Origin of the sequence: Cyanobium sp. L1E-Cus (assembly GCF_024345755.1) — a bacterium.
Classification (GTDB): domain Bacteria; phylum Cyanobacteriota; class Cyanobacteriia; order PCC-6307; family Cyanobiaceae; genus Cyanobium_A; species Cyanobium_A usitatum.
The window spans coordinates 195,472-216,699 of the sequence record NZ_JAGQBS010000004.1 but is presented as its reverse complement, the minus strand read 5'-3'; the positions used below and the strand labels follow the sequence as shown (position 1 = coordinate 216,699).

Annotated in this window: 20 protein-coding genes and 1 pseudogene; 11 read left to right on the top strand and 10 right to left on the bottom strand. The window is 62.8% G+C overall.

Features of this window, described 5'->3' with window-relative positions:
• Positions 1 to 18 precede the first annotated feature (18 nt).
• Positions 19 to 1,845 carry a proline--tRNA ligase gene (locus KBZ22_RS05710; RefSeq protein WP_255021357.1) on the bottom strand — a complete coding sequence of 609 codons (1,827 nt, stop codon included), beginning with the start codon at positions 1,843 to 1,845 and terminating at the stop codon, positions 19 to 21.
• 140 nt (positions 1,846 to 1,985) lie between these two features.
• Between KBZ22_RS05710 and KBZ22_RS05705 the strand changes: the two genes are divergently transcribed.
• Positions 1,986 to 2,474 (top strand): hypothetical protein, encoded by a 489-nt coding sequence (locus KBZ22_RS05705; RefSeq protein WP_396111724.1) that lies wholly within the window; start codon positions 1,986 to 1,988, stop codon positions 2,472 to 2,474.
• Between the two features lie 399 nt (positions 2,475 to 2,873).
• Here KBZ22_RS05705 and KBZ22_RS05700 read toward each other — a convergent pair whose 3' ends face one another.
• A complete protein-coding gene (locus tag KBZ22_RS05700) occupies positions 2,874 to 3,572 on the bottom strand; it encodes a class I SAM-dependent methyltransferase (RefSeq protein WP_255021356.1) in 699 nt (232 codons plus the stop codon).
• An 82-nt stretch (positions 3,573 to 3,654) separates the two neighbouring features.
• On the opposite strand from KBZ22_RS05700, the gene KBZ22_RS05695 reads away from it, so the two are divergent.
• Both KBZ22_RS05695 and KBZ22_RS05690 read left to right on the top strand, forming a co-directional pair.
• A complete protein-coding gene (locus KBZ22_RS05695) occupies positions 3,655 to 4,017 on the top strand; it encodes a 2Fe-2S iron-sulfur cluster-binding protein (protein WP_106502554.1) in 363 nt (120 codons plus the stop codon).
• A gap of 29 nt (positions 4,018 to 4,046) precedes the next feature.
• Positions 4,047 to 4,391, top strand: coding sequence for a Spx/MgsR family RNA polymerase-binding regulatory protein (locus tag KBZ22_RS05690; protein WP_255021355.1), 345 nt, complete (start codon positions 4,047 to 4,049; stop codon positions 4,389 to 4,391).
• Here KBZ22_RS05690 and KBZ22_RS05685 read toward each other — a convergent pair.
• Complete coding sequence (locus KBZ22_RS05685; RefSeq protein WP_255021354.1) at positions 4,357 to 5,898, bottom strand: hypothetical protein; 1,542 nt, start codon at positions 5,896 to 5,898, stop codon at positions 4,357 to 4,359. The two genes, KBZ22_RS05690 and KBZ22_RS05685, sit on opposite strands and share 35 nt — an antisense overlap.
• Positions 5,899 to 5,975: 77 nt before the next feature.
• On the opposite strand from KBZ22_RS05685, the gene lepB reads away from it, so the two are divergent.
• A complete protein-coding gene (gene lepB, locus KBZ22_RS05680) occupies positions 5,976 to 6,743 on the top strand; it encodes a signal peptidase I (protein WP_396111721.1) in 768 nt (255 codons plus the stop codon).
• Here the strand turns inward: lepB and KBZ22_RS05675 are convergent.
• Entirely contained in the window at positions 6,706 to 7,986 is a 1,281-nt protein-coding gene (locus KBZ22_RS05675; RefSeq protein ID WP_255021353.1) for a dihydroorotase, read from the bottom strand. The genes lepB and KBZ22_RS05675 overlap by 38 nt on opposite strands.
• 3 nt (positions 7,987 to 7,989) lie before the next feature.
• Positions 7,990 to 9,324, bottom strand: a complete 1,335-nt coding sequence (locus KBZ22_RS05670) for a histidine phosphatase family protein (protein WP_255021352.1) — start codon at positions 9,322 to 9,324, stop codon at positions 7,990 to 7,992.
• 83 nt (positions 9,325 to 9,407) lie between these two features.
• On the opposite strand from KBZ22_RS05670, the gene KBZ22_RS05665 reads away from it, so the two are divergent.
• The 5 genes and pseudogenes from KBZ22_RS05665 (at position 9,408) to KBZ22_RS05645 (ending at position 14,749) form a co-directional block, all read left to right on the top strand.
• Positions 9,408 to 10,823 carry a CPBP family intramembrane glutamic endopeptidase gene (locus tag KBZ22_RS05665; protein WP_255021351.1) on the top strand — a complete coding sequence of 472 codons (1,416 nt, stop codon included), beginning with the start codon at positions 9,408 to 9,410 and terminating at the stop codon, positions 10,821 to 10,823.
• Positions 10,824 to 10,856: 33 nt separating this feature from the next.
• Positions 10,857 to 11,363: a hypothetical protein gene (locus KBZ22_RS05660; protein ID WP_255021350.1), complete on the top strand. Its 507-nt coding sequence runs from the start codon at positions 10,857 to 10,859 to the stop codon at positions 11,361 to 11,363.
• Between the two features lie 13 nt (positions 11,364 to 11,376).
• Positions 11,377 to 13,194 (top strand): penicillin-binding protein 2, encoded by a 1,818-nt coding sequence (locus KBZ22_RS05655; protein WP_255021349.1) that lies wholly within the window; start codon positions 11,377 to 11,379, stop codon positions 13,192 to 13,194.
• A 116-nt stretch (positions 13,195 to 13,310) separates the two neighbouring features.
• A pseudogene (locus KBZ22_RS05650) lies at positions 13,311 to 14,297 on the top strand (transaldolase); the annotation flags it as partial.
• A gap of 74 nt (positions 14,298 to 14,371) precedes the next feature.
• Entirely contained in the window at positions 14,372 to 14,749 is a 378-nt protein-coding gene (locus KBZ22_RS05645; RefSeq protein ID WP_254941153.1) for a Crp/Fnr family transcriptional regulator, read from the top strand.
• Positions 14,750 to 14,757: 8 nt separating this feature from the next.
• Here the strand turns inward: KBZ22_RS05645 and KBZ22_RS05640 are convergent, their stop codons facing one another.
• The 5 genes from KBZ22_RS05640 to KBZ22_RS05620 form a co-directional block, all read right to left on the bottom strand.
• Complete coding sequence (locus KBZ22_RS05640; protein WP_255021348.1) at positions 14,758 to 15,924, bottom strand: NAD(P)/FAD-dependent oxidoreductase; 1,167 nt, start codon at positions 15,922 to 15,924, stop codon at positions 14,758 to 14,760.
• A complete protein-coding gene (frr, locus tag KBZ22_RS05635; protein WP_254937042.1) occupies positions 15,921 to 16,460 on the bottom strand; it encodes a ribosome recycling factor in 540 nt (179 codons plus the stop codon). Before frr ends, KBZ22_RS05640 begins: the two co-directional genes overlap by 4 nt.
• Positions 16,461 to 16,468: 8 nt before the next feature.
• On the bottom strand, positions 16,469 to 17,176 hold the full coding sequence (gene pyrH, locus KBZ22_RS05630) for a UMP kinase (RefSeq protein WP_106502448.1): 708 nt from the start codon (positions 17,174 to 17,176) through the stop codon (positions 16,469 to 16,471).
• A gap of 65 nt (positions 17,177 to 17,241) precedes the next feature.
• A complete protein-coding gene (cobO, locus tag KBZ22_RS05625) occupies positions 17,242 to 17,925 on the bottom strand; it encodes a cob(I)yrinic acid a,c-diamide adenosyltransferase (protein WP_255018276.1) in 684 nt (227 codons plus the stop codon).
• Positions 17,922 to 19,214 carry a site-specific integrase gene (locus KBZ22_RS05620; RefSeq protein WP_255021347.1) on the bottom strand — a complete coding sequence of 431 codons (1,293 nt, stop codon included), beginning with the start codon at positions 19,212 to 19,214 and terminating at the stop codon, positions 17,922 to 17,924. Before KBZ22_RS05620 ends, cobO begins: the two co-directional genes overlap by 4 nt.
• Positions 19,215 to 19,336: 122 nt before the next feature.
• Between KBZ22_RS05620 and hemH the strand changes: the two genes are divergently transcribed.
• Both hemH and KBZ22_RS05610 read left to right on the top strand, forming a co-directional pair.
• Positions 19,337 to 20,512 (top strand): ferrochelatase, encoded by a 1,176-nt coding sequence (gene hemH / locus KBZ22_RS05615; RefSeq protein ID WP_255021346.1) that lies wholly within the window; start codon positions 19,337 to 19,339, stop codon positions 20,510 to 20,512.
• A 10-nt stretch (positions 20,513 to 20,522) separates the two neighbouring features.
• On the top strand, positions 20,523 to 21,116 hold the full coding sequence (locus KBZ22_RS05610; protein WP_255021345.1) for a M23 family metallopeptidase: 594 nt from the start codon (positions 20,523 to 20,525) through the stop codon (positions 21,114 to 21,116).
• The last annotated feature ends 112 nt before the right edge of the window (positions 21,117 to 21,228 follow it).

Sequence of the window (21,228 nt, the reverse complement as noted above, 5' to 3'; positions counted from 1 at the left end):
AGCCGCCTCAGGGGGCCTTTACGCAGGCAGGCCCATGCGCTGGCTTGCCAAGCAGGGCAGCAGGGTTTCAAGCAGCTCAATGGCCGGCAGATCACGCTTGCTGCAGCTGGAGCGCTCCACCAACTCCACCAGACCATCAGCCGCTCCGCGACCCACCACAACCCGCCAGGGAATCCCAATCAGATCGGCATCCTTAAACTTCACTCCAGCCCGCTCACTGCGGTCATCCAGCAATACATCTACACCTGCTTCCTGGAGACGCAGATAGAGCTGCTCAGCCAAGCCGCTCTGCTCGGCTTCGGCCCAATTGGCCGCCACCACGATCACTTCGAAGGGCGCAATCGACACGGGCCAGCAGATGCCATTGCCATCGTGATGTTGCTCAACAGCCGCCTGGGCCAACCGGGAGACACCGATGCCGTAACAGCCCATCCACAGGGCTTCTTCCGAGCCAGCCTCATTGGTGAAACGGGCCTCAAGGGCTTCTGAATATTTGCGGCCCAGCTGGAAAATGTGTCCCACCTCGATGCCCCGACTGGCCTGGAGCTGCTGGGAGGGGTCGTGTTGGCAGCGATCACCTGGTTGGGCGGCCCGCAGATCAAGACTCTCAGGGCAGGGGCAGAGGGAGCCCCAGGCCGCGCCTACTAGGTGGATATCGGTGCTGTTGGCACCACACACAAAGGAACTGAGCTCAGCAGCGGTGCTGTCAGCTAGTCGCAAGAAGTGCTTGCTCCAGTGACTGGAATTGCTCAGCAGCCCATCGGCTAAGTGGGGACCCATAAAGCCAAAGGGCAAGGGCAGCAGCCCTTCGCTGGCCGCGGCCTCCCTAGTAATTGGGGAAATGTCCAATAGCGCTCCATGCTCCGCTGAGCAGCGGGCCGTTACTGCATTGGCCAGCTTGACTTCGTTGAGTTGTTGATCGCCCCGCAGGCTCACCAGCAGGGGCTGGCCGCTTTGATCTTCAAAGCGGGCTAGCAACATCAACACCTTTACGGTCTGACAGGGCTCAATGCCATGGCCGGCGCAGAGATCTTCAATGCTGCTTTGTCCAGGGGTGGCAAAAGGTTCACCCTTACCGCCAGCCCGCGATCCCCCCGGTAGGGAAATTGGGTCAGCGGCTAACGAAACAGCCCGCTCCTGGTTGGCGGCGTAGGCCCCATCGGAACTAGCCAAAATCAAATCCTCACCTGCCTCAGCCGTAACCATGAATTCCTGGCTGGCCGAGCCACCAATCGCACCGCTGTCTGCCTCCACCGCGACAGCTCGCAAACCACAACGGGCAAAGATGCGTCTGTAGGCGCCATCCATAGCGGCGTATGTTTGCCGCAAGGACTCCTCATTGGCATGGAAGGAGTAAGCATCTTTCATGATGAATTCGCGACCACGCATTAAGCCGAAGCGGGGACGAATCTCATCGCGAAATTTGCTCTGTATCTGATATAAATTGACGGGCAACTGCCTGTAAGAACGCAACAGATCGCTGGCCAGATATGTGATCACCTCCTCATGGGTAGGCCCCAGCCCCAACTCACGCCCCTGGCGATCCTCCAGGTGGAACATGATGCCCTCCCCTGCGGTGTAGCCGGCCCAACGGCCGCTGCGCTGCCACAACTCCGCCGGCTGAAGTTGGGGCAACAGGGTTTCAAGGGCTCCGGTGCCGTCCATCTCCTCACGCACCACCCGGGAAACCTTCTGGAGCACCCGCCACATCAAGGGGAGATAGGCGTAAATGCCCGAGGCAACCCGGCGGATGTAGCCGGCGCGAAGCAGCAGCTTGTGAGAGGGAATCTCAGCCTCCGACGGATCGTCGCGGAGCGTCACCAGCATCAGGCGGGAGACGCGCATGGCAGGAGCTTTCGATGAGGGCGGAACCTATCACCGACACCCAGCCAGGGGAGCCTGTATGGGGGTGACCACCGCTGGTGATTACGTGCAAAACCCCTGCTATGGTCTCGATCTGATCCCGTTAGTCCAAAAGCCGTCTCATGCCACCCCAGCCCAGTTCTGCAAATGGATTGGGGGGAATCGGGCTACCTGCTGGGCTTGTTGCCCAGGCCGAACCGGCAGATGCTGGATCCGCCGAGATCGCTGAAGGCCTAATCGGTATTGATGAGGTCCAAAGGGCTCTCAACCGTTCTCGGGCGTCTGTATACCGCTATACAAATACTGATCCCCGCAATCTCAATCCGCCTTTCAACCCGCGCAAGTTGAATCCGGAATACCGCAGCGATCAAAAGGATCCGCTGATGTTCCACCCCAACGAGGTGGCCCGTTTTGCCCGCGACGTGCTGCGGATCAAGGAAGTAACGGTTGAGGTACTCAACTCACCCTCCACTGCCACCCAACAATTGTTGGGTTCGATCCTCGAAGAGCTGCGATCCATCCGATTGCGCTTAGACCATCTCGATGGTCGCCCTACAGACCTGAGTGCCCGCCGTGATCAACACGATCAAGGCTCCCGCCCTGCCGCCTAAAATATTGGCCTTACTAGTTGACCGGTCTTGCAAGTTGCACGGTTCAGTCTTGCTAGTTGCACGAGTCAATAATTGTTCAATCCCCAATTTCTGAGCCACAGTGCCAGAATTGAAGAAGTCCCTTTGATTTTCTGAGTGGAATCGGTGCCTTATGCGCCCTTTCCCATTGCTATGGATTCAGTTCCCCGAGATTCCCAACCCTCTTCCATCCCCCATCTAGCCGAAGCGACCGCGCCAGAACGCGATCTTGATGAGCAGGGTGAAGATCCATTCAGTACGGGCCCCCAAGCCCTTTCAGGCCTGCTGGGAAGCCTGATCGCCCTGGCCACGGCGGTGGTGCCGCTAGCCATGGTTGTCGCTGGAAGACCCTTCAGCTATTCGGCCCCAAGCTTCGAGGGCTCAGGGGCGGCGCTGCAGCAGAAAGCCCTCATAGCCGAGAGCCTGAAAAATCCTGGCCGGATCTCCAAAGCCAGCCGCGTTGACGAGAGCCGTTAGCCGCGCTTCCCCAATCGGGTGGAGGCCTTGGGTAAGAGGAGCGAGATCGTGAGGATCAGCGTTGAGGCCACTAGCCCGTTGGAAACCCATCCAGGCTGCCTCCACCTGGCTTTGCAGGGTTGATCGCTCCGGCGCCATCAAATCAACCAGCACGAGTTGGCCACCAGGCTCAAGGCTGCGGGCAAGGGCCGTAAGGAAGGCAAGCTTGCTGCCATCGTCTGGCAAGGACTGCAAAACCAGCACGGAAAGGGCGCCTGCAAAACATCCGTCGGCGTTGAGGTCCTCGACCGTGGTTTGACGCCAGCTGATCGACTCGACACCCAGTCGCTGTTGGGAAGCGGCGAGCATCTCAGCGGAGGGATCGATTGCGGTGAGCTGCCAGTCCGGGCGCTGGGCCCTTGCCTCCACCAGCTCTGCTCCGGTGCCGCAGCCCGCCACCAACACAGCTGCGCCAGAGCTGCTGGCCCGAGGCGAGGCAGCCAGCAAAGCAACCGCCAAGCGAGCCAGGCTGGCGTATCCCGGAATCAGCTGCTGGACTATCAGGTCATAACCAAGAGGCAGGTCATAACCAATAGGCAGGTCGTAACCGAGGGGCGTTGACACAACTCGCTCGCGAAGGTTCCGATGCTAGGCATTGGGACGGGCGTGACCTAAGTTGGGCGGCGCCCATTCCCCCAGCCCGACCGTGCCCACCATCCGTTTTGAACAGGAAGGCCAGACGGTCGGTTGCATCGAAGGTGCCAACCTCCGCAAGGCAGCCCTGGATGCGGGCATCAACCCTTACAAAGGGCTCAACAACGTCAACAACTGCGGTGGCATAGGCCAGTGCGGCACCTGCGTTATGGAGGTGATCGAGGGCATGCAAAACCTTTCCCCCCGCAGCGATGTCGAGGAGGTTTACCTCTCTGATCGCCCAGCCAATTTCCGCCTCAGCTGCCGCACCAGCGTCAACGGCGACGTCACCGTGCGCACCAAACCGACCAACGCCGTTGGCCAGGGTTCAAATAGCCTGGTGGGCGCCCTCAAGTCCCTAATCGGCATCAAATAAGCGGCCGGTACCCCAATCCGTAGCTCCGGATGAAGCTCTATAGCTATCCACGCTGCAGTACCTGCCGCAAGGCAATCGCCTGGCTGACAGCCCGTCACCTAGTTGCCGAAACGCTGGACATCACCGAGCAGCCGCCCAGCATCGCCGAACTTGAGCAGGCCTTGGCCCAGCTTGGCAGGCAGCGCCTGTTCAATACCAGCGGGCAGAGCTATCGGGCCTTGGGGGCCGCCGCGGTGCAGGCCATGGACGATCAGGCGGCTCTAGCAGCGCTGGCCGCTGACGGCAAATTGATCAAGCGGCCTTTTCTGGTCGCAAACGACGGGCGCATCCTCACCGGCTTCAAGGAGCCGGAGTGGCTGGATCTTCTGGGCTAGCTGGGCCAGGGGCGGTCATCAACTGGTCGAGCTCCTGGATCAGGGCTTCAATTCCGGCCCTGTTGATCTGGCTCAGATAGGTGCCCTTGGCGCCGTCTATCAAGGTGCACAGCAGCTCCTGCGAGCGCTCCAGGGCCGAGCCGCTCTCGAGTGCCGCGGCCAGCTCCTCCCAGAACCGGTCGATGAACCGCTGCAATAAATCGAGCTGCACGTCATCGCGGCGGGAAAGCTGGTTGCCAGTGCTGCGGGAAAGCTCAAGGAGGCTGTCGACCATGCCGCTCGCTAGTTGGCGACTGATGCCGGTCTCGACCTGGAGCAGCGGCTGCAACTGGCGCAGCGGTGCTGGCACCACGGTGCGCTCCAGACTTTGACGCAGGCTGTATCCCAGCAAACCTTGCAGCTCCGGCGCGAGCTTCGGTGCCACCCGGCTCAGCAGCAGCGGCGCCCAGATCCTCACCAGCTCCACCAGCGCCCGCTCGTCGCTGCTGCTGGCCACGCTCTGATGGCTGCGCAGGGCTCGCAGCCGCTGGGGCCAGCGCCGCGAGCGAATCAAGCCCTGGGTGCCATCGAGGATCTGCAGCGACAGCACTTCAAACAGCTCCACCGCCAGCAGCGCCACCACCCCCCGGCTCACCACGGCCCGCAGGGGCTCAAAATTGACCAATCCCGAGGTCTGCAGGCGCTCAAGCACCGGTACCAGCCGCAGCCAGCGCCAGAAGGGCAGCAGGAGGGGCAGGTCGCTCCAACGGCGCAACAGGGCATCACCCCAGCTGAGGCCCGGCAGCCGGCGCCGCAGCCGGATCAGCCGCAACAGGATGTCTAAAACAAAGACGCTCTGAAACAGCAGCAGGTCGATGCGCCAGAAGTGGTCCGTGGGTCTGCCGTTTTCATCGATCGATCGCCAGTAGTTGGTGGCCACCAGCGGCAGCACCTGGTCGTTCCAGAAGCGCCGCTCCTGGCTCCAGCCGCTGGTCCGTATCCGCTCTGGACTCAGCAACAGGCTGGAGGCCTGTCGAGCGGAATCCCGGTCTGCCCGCTGCCGCAAGCGATTTTTGATTTTCTCCAGGGTTCCCGAGGCCTCAGAAGCGAGAAATGGGTTGCTATCGATCAGCTGGGCCGTGAGTTGGGCCTGACGATTCAGCAGGAGCACCTGGCGGGGCTGCGGTGCCTGGCCGGCCGGCAGGGTCAGCAGGGCCGCATCTAGTTGGCGAAATTGCTCCAGGTAGGCCTGGGTCTCCCGGTGGGGCTCAATGCCCTTGATCGGATCCACCAGGGGGGTGACATCCGGGATCACGGTGAGGGGCACCACTAGGGGCACCGAGGGGATCGGGTAGAGGTTGCGCTGCAGCCAGAAGGTGCGCAGCGGCACGTAGGTGATGTCAAACGCCACCCACAGCAGGTTGACGCTGGCCCACACCGCCACAAAGCGGTCCCAACCCAGCATCCAGCGGCCTACTGGCTCAGCCGATGCCGACTTGGTGCGATCTTGCCAGCGAGGGGACGCCATGGTCTTTGGCGGGGTGGTTGTTGTGCCTAATCTGCCCTGTCTGGTTCGGTGAACCTGAACAAAGGAGATCTGCTGTCTTGAGCCCTTCCAACAGTCCAGAGAGTGGTCAGGTTGTCAATGAGGAGGGCGGCAGTCCCAGCCCCTCCCTGATCCAGCCCGAACAGGCACCCCAAGAGAGCCCCTGGGCCTTCTGGCGCAGCGTCCTGATCACCTTGGCTGTGGCTCTAGGTATTCGCCAGTTTCTGGTGGAAGCCCGCTACATCCCCTCGGGTTCGATGCTGCCAGGGCTGCAGCTTCAGGACCGCCTATTGGTGGAAAAGCTGAGCTATCGCCAGCGCTCGCCGCGGCGCGGCGAGATTGTCGTATTCCATTCACCTCACCGCTTTGACCCGGTGCTGGCAGCCGGATCAAGCTCCAATCCCCTACGTTGCTTGCTGGTGAATCTGCCGCTCCTGGGCAGCTTGCCCGGGGTTGCCAACCCTGCCTGCGATGCCTACATCAAGAGGGTTGTAGCCCTGCCCGGTGAGAGGGTTGTGGTGGATCCAAGGGGACACGTATTCATCGATGGCCAGCGGCTGGCCGAGCCCTACGTCCAAGGCGATTGCCCCGTAGATAGCCAGGGCATGGGTCCATGCCGAACCTTGAATGCCGTCGTTCCAGCTGGCCACGTGCTCACCCTGGGTGACAATCGGGCCAATAGCTGGGATGGCCGCTTTTGGCCTGGGGGAGCGTTCCTGCCCGAAAGCGAAATCATCGGTCGGGCCTTCTGGCGCTTTTACCCCTTCAACCAAACCGGTGCCCTTGGAGTCACAAGTTCCAGTGATCTGCCGGCTGCAGGCCGGTAGCCCGCACGGCCCCGCATACCGACTGGCCCAAGCGAGGCTGGTTGGCTGCCATCGACAAGGATTCACCCCGCTCCCAGCTCCAGGGGTGCTGGGGGTCAAACAGCAGCCAGCGGCGAGTTCCCTGGCTTAATTGCTCGGGGGGCAGTCCCAGCAACTCGGAGCCTCCCCAGCTCAGGGCCTGCCAGAGCAGCTCCACGCTCCAGCCGCGGGCCTGCACCAGCTCTTGCCACAACAGCGGCAACACAAGCCCATGGCGGGCGCCATGGCCGGCCACTCCGGCCCGCCGTTGATCCAGGGGGAGCAGCTGCTCTTCCGCATCAAGCGGCAGATGGTGCACGGCCACGGCGGTAAGCAGTCGCTGCTCTAGGCCAGCGAGCAAGCCCAGGCGATCAGCGGGAGTTCCCAAACTGGGCCGCAGCCGCCAGCCCTCCTCGGTGGGGTGGAGATTGCCGCTATCAGCTAGCAGGTGCCACCAGCTGACGCTGGCCAGGGGCCGAGTGGGCGCCTGGGCCAATAGATCCACCCCAGCGGCTGTGGATAGGTTCATCAGCCGCATAGCCACAGGCGAACGAGCCTGAGCAAGGCTGAGCAGGCTCTGCAGCGGCAGGGTTTCGCTGAGCTCCGGATCAAGGGGCCAGCCCGCCCTCAGAGCATCAACCCCCTCGCGCACGAAGCCACTGCAGCTAAGGCCGGCATCACGCGGGGCCACCAGCACGGGCCGGCTGCCCATCTCCCCCAGCAGCAGGCCCCGCTCCAGCAAAGCCAACGGTGGCTGCTGCTCAGCGCAGGCCAAACCAATGGCACCGGCGGCGATTTGATCGGCATGGGGGGCCAGCTCCTGATCGGCACCCTCCAGGCTGAAACTGCCCCAAAGCAGTAATTGCATCGGCTCGGCCCATTCCAAACCAAGCCGCTCCGGTCGATCACGCCAGGGAGTAGCCCAGGGCAGCAGGGCCACGGTGCCGTAGCCGCCAGCAGCAGCGGCGGCCGCCAAGCTGGCCAGATCTTCCGCTCGCCCGCCGCAAGGTTGCTCCAGCACGCTGTGGGGGTCAACCAGCACTGGGGCCAGTAGCCAGGAACGGGCGTCGGTGGGGCTGAGGCCAAGGGCCTGGGCCCGCTGGCTAGCGCCTTCGCCCCAGAGGAGCAGCTCGCCACCGCTATCGATCAGGGCATCTGAGCTAGTGATCGGCTGACCAGGACCGGTGAGTAGCTGAACCTGGTGAAGCCAGAGGGGGAGCGTCAAAACTCAGAGAGCACCGGCGGCGGTGCGATCCAACACGCCTCCAAGATGCGAGGTGAGGTTCATGGCGGCTACCACAGGACGGCCAGCTGGACCCTCGGGGTAATCAATCACCGTGACACCGCCATTGCCCTGCTTGATGGCCCAGATGTCGGCGGGTTGCAGGCCCAGCAGCCCGCACAGGATGGTCTTGTTGACCGCGTCGTGGGCCACCACAAGGGCCGTTTCATCGGTGCGGAGGCTGGCAGCTATGCGAGCCCAGGTCATTAAAGAGCGGTCCCAAACCTCCTGGAGAGTCTCCCCCTCAGGCATCTGAACTGTGTGTGGTGCCCGCTTCCAATCGGCCAGCAGCTCTGGCCAACCTGCGGCGATCTCCTGCTCCAAGCGGCCCTCCCAGAGGCCGTGGCCGATCTCCACCAGGCCAGTGCTGCTGGTGAGGGGCACACCAGGATGGCTAGAGAGGATTGCCTCGGCGGTCTGGCGCGGCCTGGCCATGCAGCTGGTGTAAGCGCGATCGATGCTCACCGGGGCGAGAAAGTTGCCAGCGGCCTCGGCCTGGGAGCGTCCGTTGGCATTGAGGGGAATGTCGATCTGGCCCTGAAAGCGACCCTCTCGGTTCCAGTCGGTTTCGCCGTGACGCACCAACAGCAGTCGGGCGCCTGAAGCTTTAGGGGGCAGGGGCTCACCAAGGTGGGCCACCCCATTGAGCGACTCCACCTGGACGCCGCCCTTGCTGACATTGAGCACAGAGATGGAACAGTTATCGACCCGCAGCCGGCGGAAGCCGCTGAGGGGCAGCTCCAGCAGGGCTAGTAATAGGCAACGCAAGATGGCGTTATGGGCCACCACGAGCACGGTCTGGGGAGGGGCCTGATCGTCAGCTAGCGCGGCGGCATGGCGATCAAACAGCAAATGGCGGAACTGCTGGGCCTGGGCCATCAGCTCCGGCAAAGGCAGGTAAGAGCTGCCATCAGGGCGCTGCAGCTCAAGCAACTCAGGGGCCTGGCGCCATTGTTGCTCCTGCTCGGGGTAGCGCTCCCGCAACTCCTCTCGCAGCAGACCGCTCCAGGGGGCCAGATCAATTTCCAGCAGCCCTTCCGCCTGTTCGGCAACCAGGTCCTGGCCCTGCTCGGCTAGGAGCAGACGGGCGGTTTCATCGGCCCGCCGCAAAGGGGAGCAGTAGGCAGCGGCGCAGGTCAAATCACGCAGGGCCGCTCCTGTGGCACAGGCCTGGCTTTGGCCAGTTGCCGTCAGGCTCGACAGGTCGTCGCGGCCCTGGATCCGATGCTCCACATTGAAGCTGCTCAGCCCATGGCGCACCAGCACAATCCGAAGGGGCACGGGCTCGTCGCTGCTTAGATCCCATCGTATGGGAGGGGTGCGGTCCAGAATCCCGAAACCGGTGCGCCCTGGAGGGCCTGCGTTTGAACGCCAGTCCCCCCCCGCAACCCCGCCAGAACGCTGGATGGACCACTGGACTTGCCCTGCTGAGCCTGGTGCTCAGTGGCCTGCTTTGGATCACTGGCCTGGTGGACAGCCTGCAACGCCCATCTGTGGGCAATTCCCTGGAGCTGCGCCAACTGGAGCTGACCGCCCTGGCAGCACCAGCACTGCCGGCTGGCCTGCGCCAAGCCCTCACCGGCGCCAACCCCCTCGAGGCCCTGCGCCTTGATCTGCAGAAACAGTTGGATGGCAATCCCGTGCCGCCAGCACCGCAGCAAGAGCTGCAACTAGCCCTACTGGAGCTTCAGGCCGGCCAGGGAAGTGCGGCACGCCAGCGGTTGCAAGAGCTAAACCAGCAGGTGCCACCTGAGCAGCGCCTGCTGCTCAAGGCCTTGGTCGAACCAGCATCCAGAGCCGCCAGCCGCGACCCAGAGCAAGCGGCACAGGACCAACTACTTAAGGGCTGGGGCCTGTCTCCCCTAAGCAGCCAACTGGTGTGCCAAGCCCTAAGCGATCCCCAAGTTGCTTGTGGAGATCGCGCCGCCCAGCAGGTAGCAGTGCTGCGCCTCCTCGGAACCGCCGTGGTGCCGGTGCTGCTGCTGCTGCTGGGCTCAGCCCTGCTGCTGCGCGAGCTGTGGCTGCGCTGGCGCGGCAAGGCAGCCCCGCCCGCCCCCCTGGTAGGGCCACCCCTCACCCTGGCGGAGGTGACCCTGCTGATCGCTGGCGGGTTCGTGGTGCTGGGCGAGCTGGTGATGCCCCTTGTGCTGGCGCCGCTGCTGCAGGGGCTGCTCAAACCGTTGTCCAGCCAGCCGGCACTGCAACAGGGATTGCTGGTGTTGGGTCTCTATAGCGGCCTGATGGCAGCGCCACTTGTTTTGTTGTGGAGCCAGCTGCGACCCAAGGGACCCGGGCCCCAGGGGGGCTGGTTGCAGTGGCACTGGCGGCCGCTGGCCAGTGCGCTTAGCCGAGCTTTGCTGCAGGTGTTGCTGGTGTTGCCGCTGGTAGCCCTGGTGGGATGGCTGCTGGAGCGTTTGGTAGGCGATCCCGGTGGCAGCAATCCCCTGCTTGAGCTCGTGCTCAACAGCGCCAATCCCCTTGCCCTGCTTTGTTTCGCCATCACTGCCCTGGTGCTGGCACCCCTATTTGAAGAAACCCTTTTCCGGGGGGTGCTGCTGCCTGTGCTGGCCCAGCGCTGGGGGGGCCCTGTTGCAGTGGTGGTGAGCGCCCTGCTTTTCGGTATCGCCCACCTCAGCCTGGGAGAACTGCCACCTTTGTTCGTGTTGGGGCTAGGGCTGGGCTGGCTCCGGCTGCAGAGCGGACGGCTCGGGCCCAGTGTGCTTATGCACAGCCTCTGGAATGGCCTCACCTTTGCCAATTTGTTGTTACTTGCTGGCTAAGCGTCTGCAAGCTATTGCTGCCTGGCGCCAAGAATGGTTCAATCGCGCAGTGCATTGCCCTTTCCCTTGGTTGCCTCCCTTTCGCCCCGGCAGGCTCCAGAGAGCAGCGTGACTGCAGGGGCTAAATCAAGTCGCAAGCTGCAGCAACGCACGCTCAAGCTGATCCAGGGTTCTCTCTCAGCCCGCAAACTTGAACGCCGGGCACCTTGGATATCCAACCTGCACCGGGCTACCGATGGCACCCTGGCTGGTCTGGGAATCTGCATGCTTGCCCTCAGTGCCCTAACCCTGCACTGGCAAAACCAATGGGGTGTGAGCTACCAGCAGATGGAGTCGTCCCAAGTGCTGGAGCACAAGCTGCAGGAATCAGCCGCCCTGCTGGAGCAGCACCACCTCGGTGCCGTGAAGCGTCCCGGCTGGCTGGTACCCACCAGCAGCGAAAAACTCATTTACCTGCCGGCTCCGAGCGTGGCCTCAGGTGCATCTGGCTTGCCACTGCTGAGCAGCCTGCCCCTGCGCCAGATCCGGACGGGCTATTGATGGCAATAATTCAATGAACAGCAGCCGTCAGCGTGGTCCGGTTCGGGCTCCTCGCAGCTCCCAGCAACGGGTGGTAGCCATCCAACCAGTGCCCGCTGGACGCCTGCTCGCTGTTTACGGCTTGCTGTGTGCCGGCTTAGTTGGCCTGGCGGGTCGGCTGGCCTGGCTCCAGGTGGTGGATGCCACCAACCTGCAGACCCGGGCCCATGCCATCCAGACCCAAACCACCAAGCCCATCGGCAAGCGACGCACGATCGTCGATCGCAATGGTCGTCTAGTGGCTCTCGATGAGCAGCGCTTCACCCTCTGGGCCCATCCCCGTTATTTCAACTTCCCAGGCGACGACCCCCAGAAGATCCGCACGGCAGATGAGGTGGCCGGCAAGCTGGCTGCCGTTCTCGCCCAGCCCAAGCCAGCACTACTGCAAACCATGGCCGGCCGGCCTAGCGGCGTGAAGCTGCGCACCGACCTCGACCCCGAAACTGCAGAACGGGTAAGGCAACTGGGCATTAGTGGTCTCGATCTGGAGGCCTATCCACACCGCATCTATCCCCAGGGCTCCCTCTTCGCCAACGTGGTGGGCTTTCTCAACCTGGAACGCGTTCCCCAGGCTGGCCTGGAGCAAAGCCGCGACAGTGATCTCAAGCGCCAGGAGACTGCCCTGCAGATGCGCCGCGGCGCTGATGGCACCCCCTTACCAGCGGGCCTAACGGCCGGCTCCCTCTACGGCGACGACCTGCGCCTACAGCTAACCCTTGACGCCCGTTTGCAACAGGTAGCCCTTCAGGCCCTGGCAAAGCAGGTGAAGAAATGGAATGCCAAGCGCGGAGCTGCATTGGTAATGGATGTGCGCAATGGCGAAATGCTGGCGCTGGCTTCCACACCCACTTACGACCCCAATAAGTTCTGGGCTTTCAATCCAGGGCTGTTCCGCGAATGGTCTGTGCAAGACCTCTATGAACCGGGCTCCACCTTCAAGCCGATCAACCTGGCGGTGGCCTTGCAGGAAAAAGCCATTGAGGCAAATGGCCGCGTTGCCGACACCGGCCAACTCAGCATCGGCGGCTGGCCAATCTTCAACCACGACAAACGGGCTAACGGCTTAATCGATTTCCCTACCGTTTTGCAGGTGTCGAGCAACGTAGGCATGGTGAAGGCCATGGCCCAGGTGAAGCGCGATCGCTTCTGGCATTGGCTGCGCACTATGGGGATTGACGAAACCCCCGATACCGACCTGCCTGGGGCGGTGGCCGGCGAGCTTAAGACGCGCAAGGAGTTCACCGGCCATGCGATCGAACCTGCTGTCGCCGCCTTTGGCCAAGGGTTCTCCCTCACCCCGCTGAAGTTGCTGCAACTGCACGCCATGCTTGCCAACGGCGGCCGTCTGGTGAGTCCGCACATCACCCGTGGCCTGCGCTCCGGCGATGCCCTAGCAAGCACACCCGGAGGCAGTGGTATTCAGTTGCTTGATCCAGGCGTCACCCGCACGGTGATGGCCTGGATGGAAACGGTGGTGGACAACAGCAGCGGCCTGGGTATGAAGATTCCCGGTTACCGCATCGGCGGCAAGACCGGCACCGCCCAGAAGGCTGAACGTGGCGTCTACATCCCAGGGGCCCTGATCACCAGCTTTGTGGGCCACCTGCCCATCGACGATCCCCGCTATGTGGTGCTGGTGGTGGTGGATGAGCCCAAGGGAGGCAATACCTTCGGTTCCACGGTGGCAGCGCCAGTAGCTCGCCAGATCATCGATGCCCTGCTGGTGCTGGAGCGGATCCCCCCTTCCCACCCGAAGGAGCTGCAGAAAGCAGTCGCCAAGCCCCGCGCCTAAGCGCCTGTGGCCGTTCCCTGAAGGAAGGGCATCGCCGCTGGGATAACCCGAAAACACTGGCTAGCGTTATTGCACACCGGGTCGATGCTCCGCCATCAGCCCCCCTCTTCCAGCCAATGGCCAACCTGCTCGATCAACTCGCCGCCATGACCGTGGTGGTGGCCGACACCGGTGACATCGACGCGATCAAGCAGTTCACGCCCCGCGACGCGACCACCAACCCCTCGCTGATCCTGGCGGCAGCCCAGATCCCCACCTACCAGAATCTGATCGACCTCTCCTTGCAGGAGTCGCGCCAGGTGATGGGTGCCGATGCCGGCGCCGATGCTGTGGTTCGCGAAGCCCTCGATGAAATTTGCATCACCTTCGGCAAGGAGATCCTCAAGATCGTGCCGGGGCGTGTTTCCACTGAAGTTGACGCCCGCCTCAGTTACGACACCGAGGCCACGATCACCAAGGCCCGCAAACTCATAGGCCTCTACAACCAAGCCGGCATCAGCAACGACCGGGTACTGATCAAGGTGGCCTCCACCTGGGAAGGTATCCGCGCAGCTGAACAACTGGAACGGGAAGGTATCCACTGCAACCTCACACTCCTCTTCGGGTTTGCCCAGGCCGTCGCCTGCGCGGAGGCCGGCGTCACCCTGATCTCTCCATTCGTGGGGAGGATCCTCGATTGGTACAAAAAGAGCAGCGGCCGTGACGGCTATCCAGGTCCAGAAGATCCCGGTGTGATCTCAGTAACACAAATCTTCAACTACTTCAAGACCTACGACTACAAAACGGAGGTGATGGGGGCCAGCTTCCGCAACATTGAAGAGATCATTGAACTGGCCGGTTGCGACCTTCTGACGATTTCGCCGGCGCTGCTTGATCAGCTGCGCCACACCGATGGCGAGCTAGAGCGCAAGCTCAACTCCTTCGACCCCGCCCCCACCGACGCCCAGATCCACCTCGACGAAGATAGTTTCCGTCAGATGCTGGCCGCCGATCCAATGGCCACCGAGAAACTCGATGAGGGCATCCGTGGTTTCTGCAAGGCCATCGAAACCCTCGAGGCCCAGCTAGCCCAGCGCCTTGGCGAATTGGAAGGTGCTGCTGCCCTTGTGGGGACCGGCTTGAACCAGGCTTAACCGAGGTGGGCCACACTGACCATTAAGTACAGAATATTCGCCTAGTGAACGCCCTCGACACCATGCGCGCCTTGGCCAGCAACGGTGAGGTTGTCAAGCTTGAGCCCGGAGAGCTGATTTTTAGCTCTGGAGATGCCGGCGACTGCATGTTTGGCTTACTTGAAGGATCGGTCCAGCTCAGCTGGAACGGCGACCAAGGCCACGAACAGATCAACGCCGGCGATGTATTCGGGGCAGGCGCACTGGTGACGAGTGATCACCGCCGCTACGGCAATGCCAAGGCCCTAACCGCCTGCAAGGTGCTGGTGATGAATAGGGAAAAGTTTTTGTTTGCCGTGCAGGAATCGCCGATGTTTGCGATTGAGCTGCTGGGATCAATCGACCAGCGGCTGCGCCAACTCAAGGACTGCACCAAGATCTGACCCGACCTTCAATTGCGCTGAAAAAGCAGTCTCCGGATCACACGCTGGGCGATATCGCCATAGCCCATCTCGCCGGAAAGGATCTGGGCTATCCGCTGGGGAGCCGTAGGTCGCTTTATGCCGAGTTGATAGCCAACCCGCGGCACCCGGTAGAACACCTGGGCGATGCGCTTGCCCCAGCCCATCGAGGCGCCCCACTCAGCCCGCATCCGATTGGTGTAGCCCACTAGGGCCTGATTATCACCGGCCAGCCAGGGAATCAGAGCTTCGGCGGCCCGGCAGCCGCTGATCAGGGCAGGCCTTAGCCCCTCTGCGAGGAAGGGGTCGCACAGGGAGGCGGCATCGCCCACCACCACCAAACCGGCATTGGCACCCTGGCCATGCAAGGGGTGGTGGCCATCCCAGATGCGTAGGCGGCCAGGCTGGCGAACGCCTGCATGCGGCGGCAGGCCGAGGCTGGGCATCAGCTGGCTGAGCACCGCCTCGGCATTGGCGGGGTCTCGGCCAATGAAGGTGCCCACGCCAATGCTGTAGCCACCCTTGCGGGGGAAGGTCCAGCAAAAACCGTGGCGCACCAGGCCAAATTCAAAGCGGGCGGTGCTCGGGTCGCTCACCTCGCAATCCACCTCCACCGACACTGTTTCGGCGTAGCGGGGCTGGCTTGGACCAAGGCCATGGCGAGCCGCCAACAGGGAGCCTGAGCCATCGGCTATGACCACGGCCCGGGCCTTTAGCTGCAGCGCTTTCCCCTCCGGCCCGCGGGCCTGAAGCTGCCAGCAATCGCCTGCCCGCTTCAGGCTTTCCACCGCTACCCCAGTTCGGAAAGTAGCTCCAGCGGTCTGGGCCTGCTCCACCAAATAAGCATCGAGCACGGAGCGGCGCACGATCCAGAAGGGCGAATCACCGGGCAGGACCGCCGTAACCGGGTCGCCCAGGCACCAGGTGAAGCGCACCTGGTCAATCACCGAATCAACGGCAGGGCTGAGATCGAAGGGAAATAGCCCCTGCGTCGAGGCCGCCATGCCACCGCCGCAGGGCTTGGATCGGGGGAAGCTGGCTCGCTCTAGCAGCAGCACCTCTAAACCGCCAGCGGCTAGGTGGAAGGCAGCAGCAGCGCCAGCCGCACCAGCGCCGACCACCGCCACATCAGCCACGCCAGCCGGCGAGCTGGTCACACCTTGAGGATGTCAGCTTCCTTAGTAACCAGAAGCTTCTCAAGCTCAGCGATGAATTTATCGGTGAGCTTCTGCACCTTCTCCTGTTCGTCGCGGCTCTGATCTTCGGAGAGATCGCCGTCTTTTTCCTGCTTCTTTACCCTGTCGATGGCGTCACGGCGCACGTTGCGCAGGGCAACCTTGCCCTCCTCGGCGTATTTGGCAGCCAGCTTGCAGAAATCCTTACGGCGCTCTTCAGTGAGGGGTGGGATGTTGATCCTGATCACCTTGCCGTCGTTGTTACAGGTGAGACCCAGGTCACTCATGGAGATGGCCTTTTCGATCAGGCCCATCGAACCGCCATCAAAGGGCTGGATCTGAATCGTCTGGGAATCGGGGGTGGAGATGGTGGCGAGGGATTTCAGCGGCGTTTCAGCGCCGTAATACTCCACGGAAATCTTGTCGAGCAGGGAGGGGTTGGCTCGACCGGTACGGATGGTGTTGAAGGTGCGTTGGGTCGATTCCAACGACTTGCGCATGCTGGCTTCCAAATCCATGGCTGGCGTCAGGGGTGAATACGGGTACCAATCGGGTCTCCGGCCACGGCTCGGCCGATGTTGCCGGGGCCGAACAGGTCAAACACCACGATTGGAATGGAGTTGTCCTTGCAGAGGGCAATGGCGGTGCCGTCCATCACCTCCAGCTCGGAGCTGAGCACCTCCAGGAAGGAGAGACTCTCGAAGCGCACCGCATCGGCGTGCTTATTGGGGTCTTTGTTGTAGACCCCATCCACTTTGGTGGCCTTGAACACCACATCGGCGCCGATTTCAGCAGCCCGTAGGGCGGCGGTGGTGTCGGTGGTGAAAAAGGGATTGCCGGTGCCAGCAGCGAAGATCACCACCCGGCCCTTTTCCATGTGGCGGATCGCCTTACGGCGGATGTAGGGCTCGGCCACCTCCTGCATCGAGATGGCGCTCTGCACCCGGGTTGGCACACCGGCCCGCTCCAGGCCGTCCTGAAGGGTGATGGCATTCATCACCGTGGCCAGCATGCCGACGTAGTCGGCGGTGGCCCGATCCATGCCAGCGGCCGATCCCTTCAGGCCGCGGAAGATGTTGCCCCCGCCCACCACGATCGCCAACTGGGTGCCACCGGCAACGCAGGCAGCCACATCGGAAGCAATCGACTGCACGATCTCAGGATCGATGCCATAGCCCTGCTCACCCATCAGCGCTTCGCCGCTGAGCTTGAGGAGAACGCGCTTGAAGCCCATTGATACCCCTGATCTGCCGGAGCGTAGCAACGGCCTTGCGAATTAACCTGCCGCCGCGGCCAGGTTCAGAACTCAATTCCCCGTTGAGCCTTGACCCCTTGCTCCCTGAAGGGGTGGCGCACCAGCTTCATTTCGGTCACCAGGTCGGCCCGCTCCAGCAGCTGCGGCGGCGCGCCCCGGCCCGTCAGGGCAACGTGAGTGAGCTCCGGCCGCAGGTCCAGTCCGGCAAGCACCTGTTCAATCCCCAGGTAACCCAGCTTGAGGGCGACGTTTACCTCGTCGAGCACCACCAGCTTGCGACTGGCATCCGCGAGGTAGGCCAACGACTGCTCCCAGGCCTGCTGCACCAGCTGCCGATCACGATCCCGGTCTTGGGTTTCCCAGGTGAAGCCTTCGCCCAGGGCGTGCCAGTGCAGCGCCTCCCCAAACAGCTCCAGGGCTTTTGCCTCCCCGGGCTGCCAGCCCCCTTTGATGAACTGCACCACCGCCACCTGGTCGCCATGACCCAGGGTGCGCAGCGCCAGGCCAAGGGCCGCCGTGGTTTTGCCCTTGCCATCGCCCGTGAACACCAGCACCAGGCCCTTTTCCAAGTTGCGCTCACCAACCCGTTGTTGCTGCACCTCCTTGCGACGGGCCATGCGGCGGCGATAGCCGTCCTGATCAGCTTCTGGCGCCAGATCACCGCCGGGACCCAGCTCCGCCGCTGCCGCATCAAGGCTTGAGGCTTGGTCGCTGGAGTGCTGATTCACGGAGTTAGCAAAGCGGTGACACCACTGTGGCGGTGACGGGCCAGGGCCGCATCCACCGCCTGCTGCTGGTCTCGCCGGGTGATCCAGTGGTGATAGGTGCGGGTATGAATAGCCACCGAGTGGCCCATCATCCGGGCCGCGACCGTGTCCGGCAGGCCGATATGAATAGTTCGCACCGCCCAGGCATGGCGCAGGTCGTAGGGGGTGATCGGCAACTCGTAGCGGCGAAACTGCTCAGCCACCCGGCGGCCCACCTGCTGCAGGGTCGTCTGGCGCAGGTCGGTTGCCACCGCTGGCAGGGGCGGCTGGGAACCCCCCAGCTGCTCCAAGCCGAAATGCTCCACCCAATCGGGCTGGAACGGCCACACCTGATGTTCACCGGTCTTGGAGGTGGGCAGCACCCGAATCACCCGGTCACCACCTGGGGCAAGGGCCGAAAGATCACAGAAGAACACCTCGTGATTGCGCAAGCCGTAGGTGGCCATCAAGCCGTAGGCCAGGCGCCAGGTCGGATTGGGGATCTGCTCGGCCCACAACAAAATCTGAGGATCACCCGGAAGCCGCCGGAACTGGGCCGCATGTAGGCCATAACCAGCAGCCCTCTCACTCCAGTTATCGGGCAGGTCGAGCTCAAAGTGGCGAGCCAGGGCGGCCAGGGCGGTGCCGCACTGCTGGCGGCTGCGACTGCTGGCGGCGTAGCTCTCTAGCGCCATTTCAAGTAGGGGCAGACCCAAGGGCAGGTCGCGCTCGGCCGCAACGGCCGCCAGGCGCCGCAGGTAGGGCAGGTAGGCGCTGCTCCAGGTGGTGCGACAACCGGCAGGGTTGCGGCGGCGGCGGGGATCGGCAAAAAATGCTGCCTCAAAAGCTGCCAACCCCAGCAAATCGCCCGCGGCGGGCTGAGTAGCTGCTGGCAACCATGAAGTTGAGGGTGAAGGTGAAGGTGGCTGAGCTTGTTGAACCCCCCAGGCACTCCATGCGAAGCGCCCTTGCTGCAGCTGACGCAACACCTCTTTAAGCCGCTCCCTAGCCAGCTCAAGACCAGCAGTATCGGCAGGCAGCCCGAGGCTGATGCGCTGCACCGGGTGGCGGCCCGAGCCCCGGCGACAGGGAAGGGGCCCGCGCAGGCCCAACCTTTGGCCGCGCAGCTCTATGCGCAAGGAGACTCCCGCTTGGGCTAGGGCTTGGTTTGCCTGGGCGAGACCGATCTGCAAGTTGCCCAAGGCTTCAGTGGAAACTGCTGAGCTGGCATCTGCCCTAGCCAGATCCAGCTCCACCGCTGCTTTTGCCATGGGCCCAGCACAGAGGCTGACGTTCCAGCACACAACTTGACGTTATCGATCCTGCGCCTTGGTCGCTAGGGGAGGAGCGGCAGCGTTACGCTCTCATCCTGTGAGCCGCGTGGAACGAGGGCATGGCCAAAGTTGGCGTGCTGCTGCTGAACCTCGGTGGACCCGAGCGTATCCAGGACGTTGGGCCGTTTCTCTACAACCTGTTTTCCGATCCGGAAATCATTCGGTTGCCCAATCCAGCTCTACAAAAACCGTTGGCCTGGCTGATTAGTACCCTGCGGGCTGGCAAGTCCCAGGAGGCGTACCGCTCCATCGGTGGTGGTTCACCGCTGCGGCGTATCACCGAGCAACAGGCCCGCGAACTGCAGAGCGAACTCCGCACTCGCGGCATCGAAGCCACCAGTTATGTGGCGATGCGCTACTGGCATCCCTTCACCGAGTCGGCTGTGGCCGACATCAAGGCCGACGGGGTTGAGGAGGTGGTAGTGCTGCCCCTTTATCCCCACTTCTCGATCAGCACCAGCGGTTCGAGTTTCCGCGAGCTGCAACGGTTGCGCCAGGCCGACAGTGGCTTTTCCCGGCTGCCGATCCGCTGCATTCGCAGCTACTACGACGACCCCGGCTACGTGGGTGCCATGGCCGGCCTAATTGCCCGCGAAATCCAGGCTTGCCCCGAGCCCTCAAAAGCCCATGTGTTTTTTAGTGCCCATGGGGTGCCTAAGAGCTATGTGGAGGAGGCGGGCGACCCTTACCAAAAAGAGATCGAATCCTGCGCCCAGCTGATCATGGAGCGACTTGGTAGTGATCTGGGCTTCGCTAATCCCTTCACGCTCGCCTACCAGAGCCGGGTAGGTCCGGTGGAGTGGCTTAGGCCTTACACAGATGATGCCCTGCAGGATCTCGGCGCCGCTGGCATCAAGGATTTGGTGGTGGTGCCGATCAGTTTCGTCAGCGAGCACATTGAGACCCTCGAGGAGATCGATATCGAATACCGGGAGATAGCGACCGAGGCAGGCATCATCAATTTCCGACGTGTGCCAGCCCTAGACACCACCCCGGCTTTCATCAACGGCTTAGCCGATCTGGTGCAGCAGGCCATGGCTGGGCCCGAGGTGAACCTCGACCAGGCCGCCGAATTGCCCAGCAAGGTGAAGCTCTACCCCCAGGACAAATGGGCCTGGGGTTGGAACAACAGCTCTGAAGTTTGGAATGGGCGCTTGGCGATGGTGGGATTTTCCGCTTTCCTGCTGGAGCTACTCAGTGGAAAGGGACCGCTGCATGCGCTGGGCCTGCTCTGAGCGCCCTCTAATGCAGGGCGGACTGACTGTGGCGGCGGTCGTGTTCAGCGGCAGCGCCTGCCTGTTGCTGTCCAGCTCGGCGGGGCTGGCCCAGAGTCGCTGGCAGATGGGGGTTTTTCCCGTCACCAGCTTCCTGGCCTACACCAGCCATTTCGGTACCCGCACCGGCCCCTGGGGTCGGGTTGAGCCCCATTACGGCCTTGATATCGCGGCGCCCATGGGATCGCCGATCCGCAACTGGTGGGCTGGCTCAGTGCAGGACGTGATCAACGACGGAGGCTGCGGCTTGGGGCTGGTGATTCGTTCGGGCGATTACGAGCACATCTACTGCCATTTGTCCGGCCGGGTTTCAGGCGGCACCTACAGCAGTGGTCAGGTGCTGCTGCGCCAGGGCCAGGGCGTACGCACGGGGCAACTAATCGGCCATGTGGGCGTGAGCGGCCGCACTACTGGTCCACACCTGCATTGGGGCATGCGCCATGGCGGTCGCTGGCTAGACCCAGCCCAGATCCTGCGAGCTATGGCAGCCGGCAGGCGCCAGCAACCAGGTCGGGCAACTGCCCCGAAAGCGCCGCCGGCAACTAGGGTTGCCGTAATCCGTTAACCGCCAAGTTGATTGGCCTGCAGCAGCCGTGACGCTGACGCCCCTCGCCTCTGCGGCCCAGTCCGCTACCGCCACAACTAGTGGTGATGACACTGTTTCTGAAGCTTTTGCT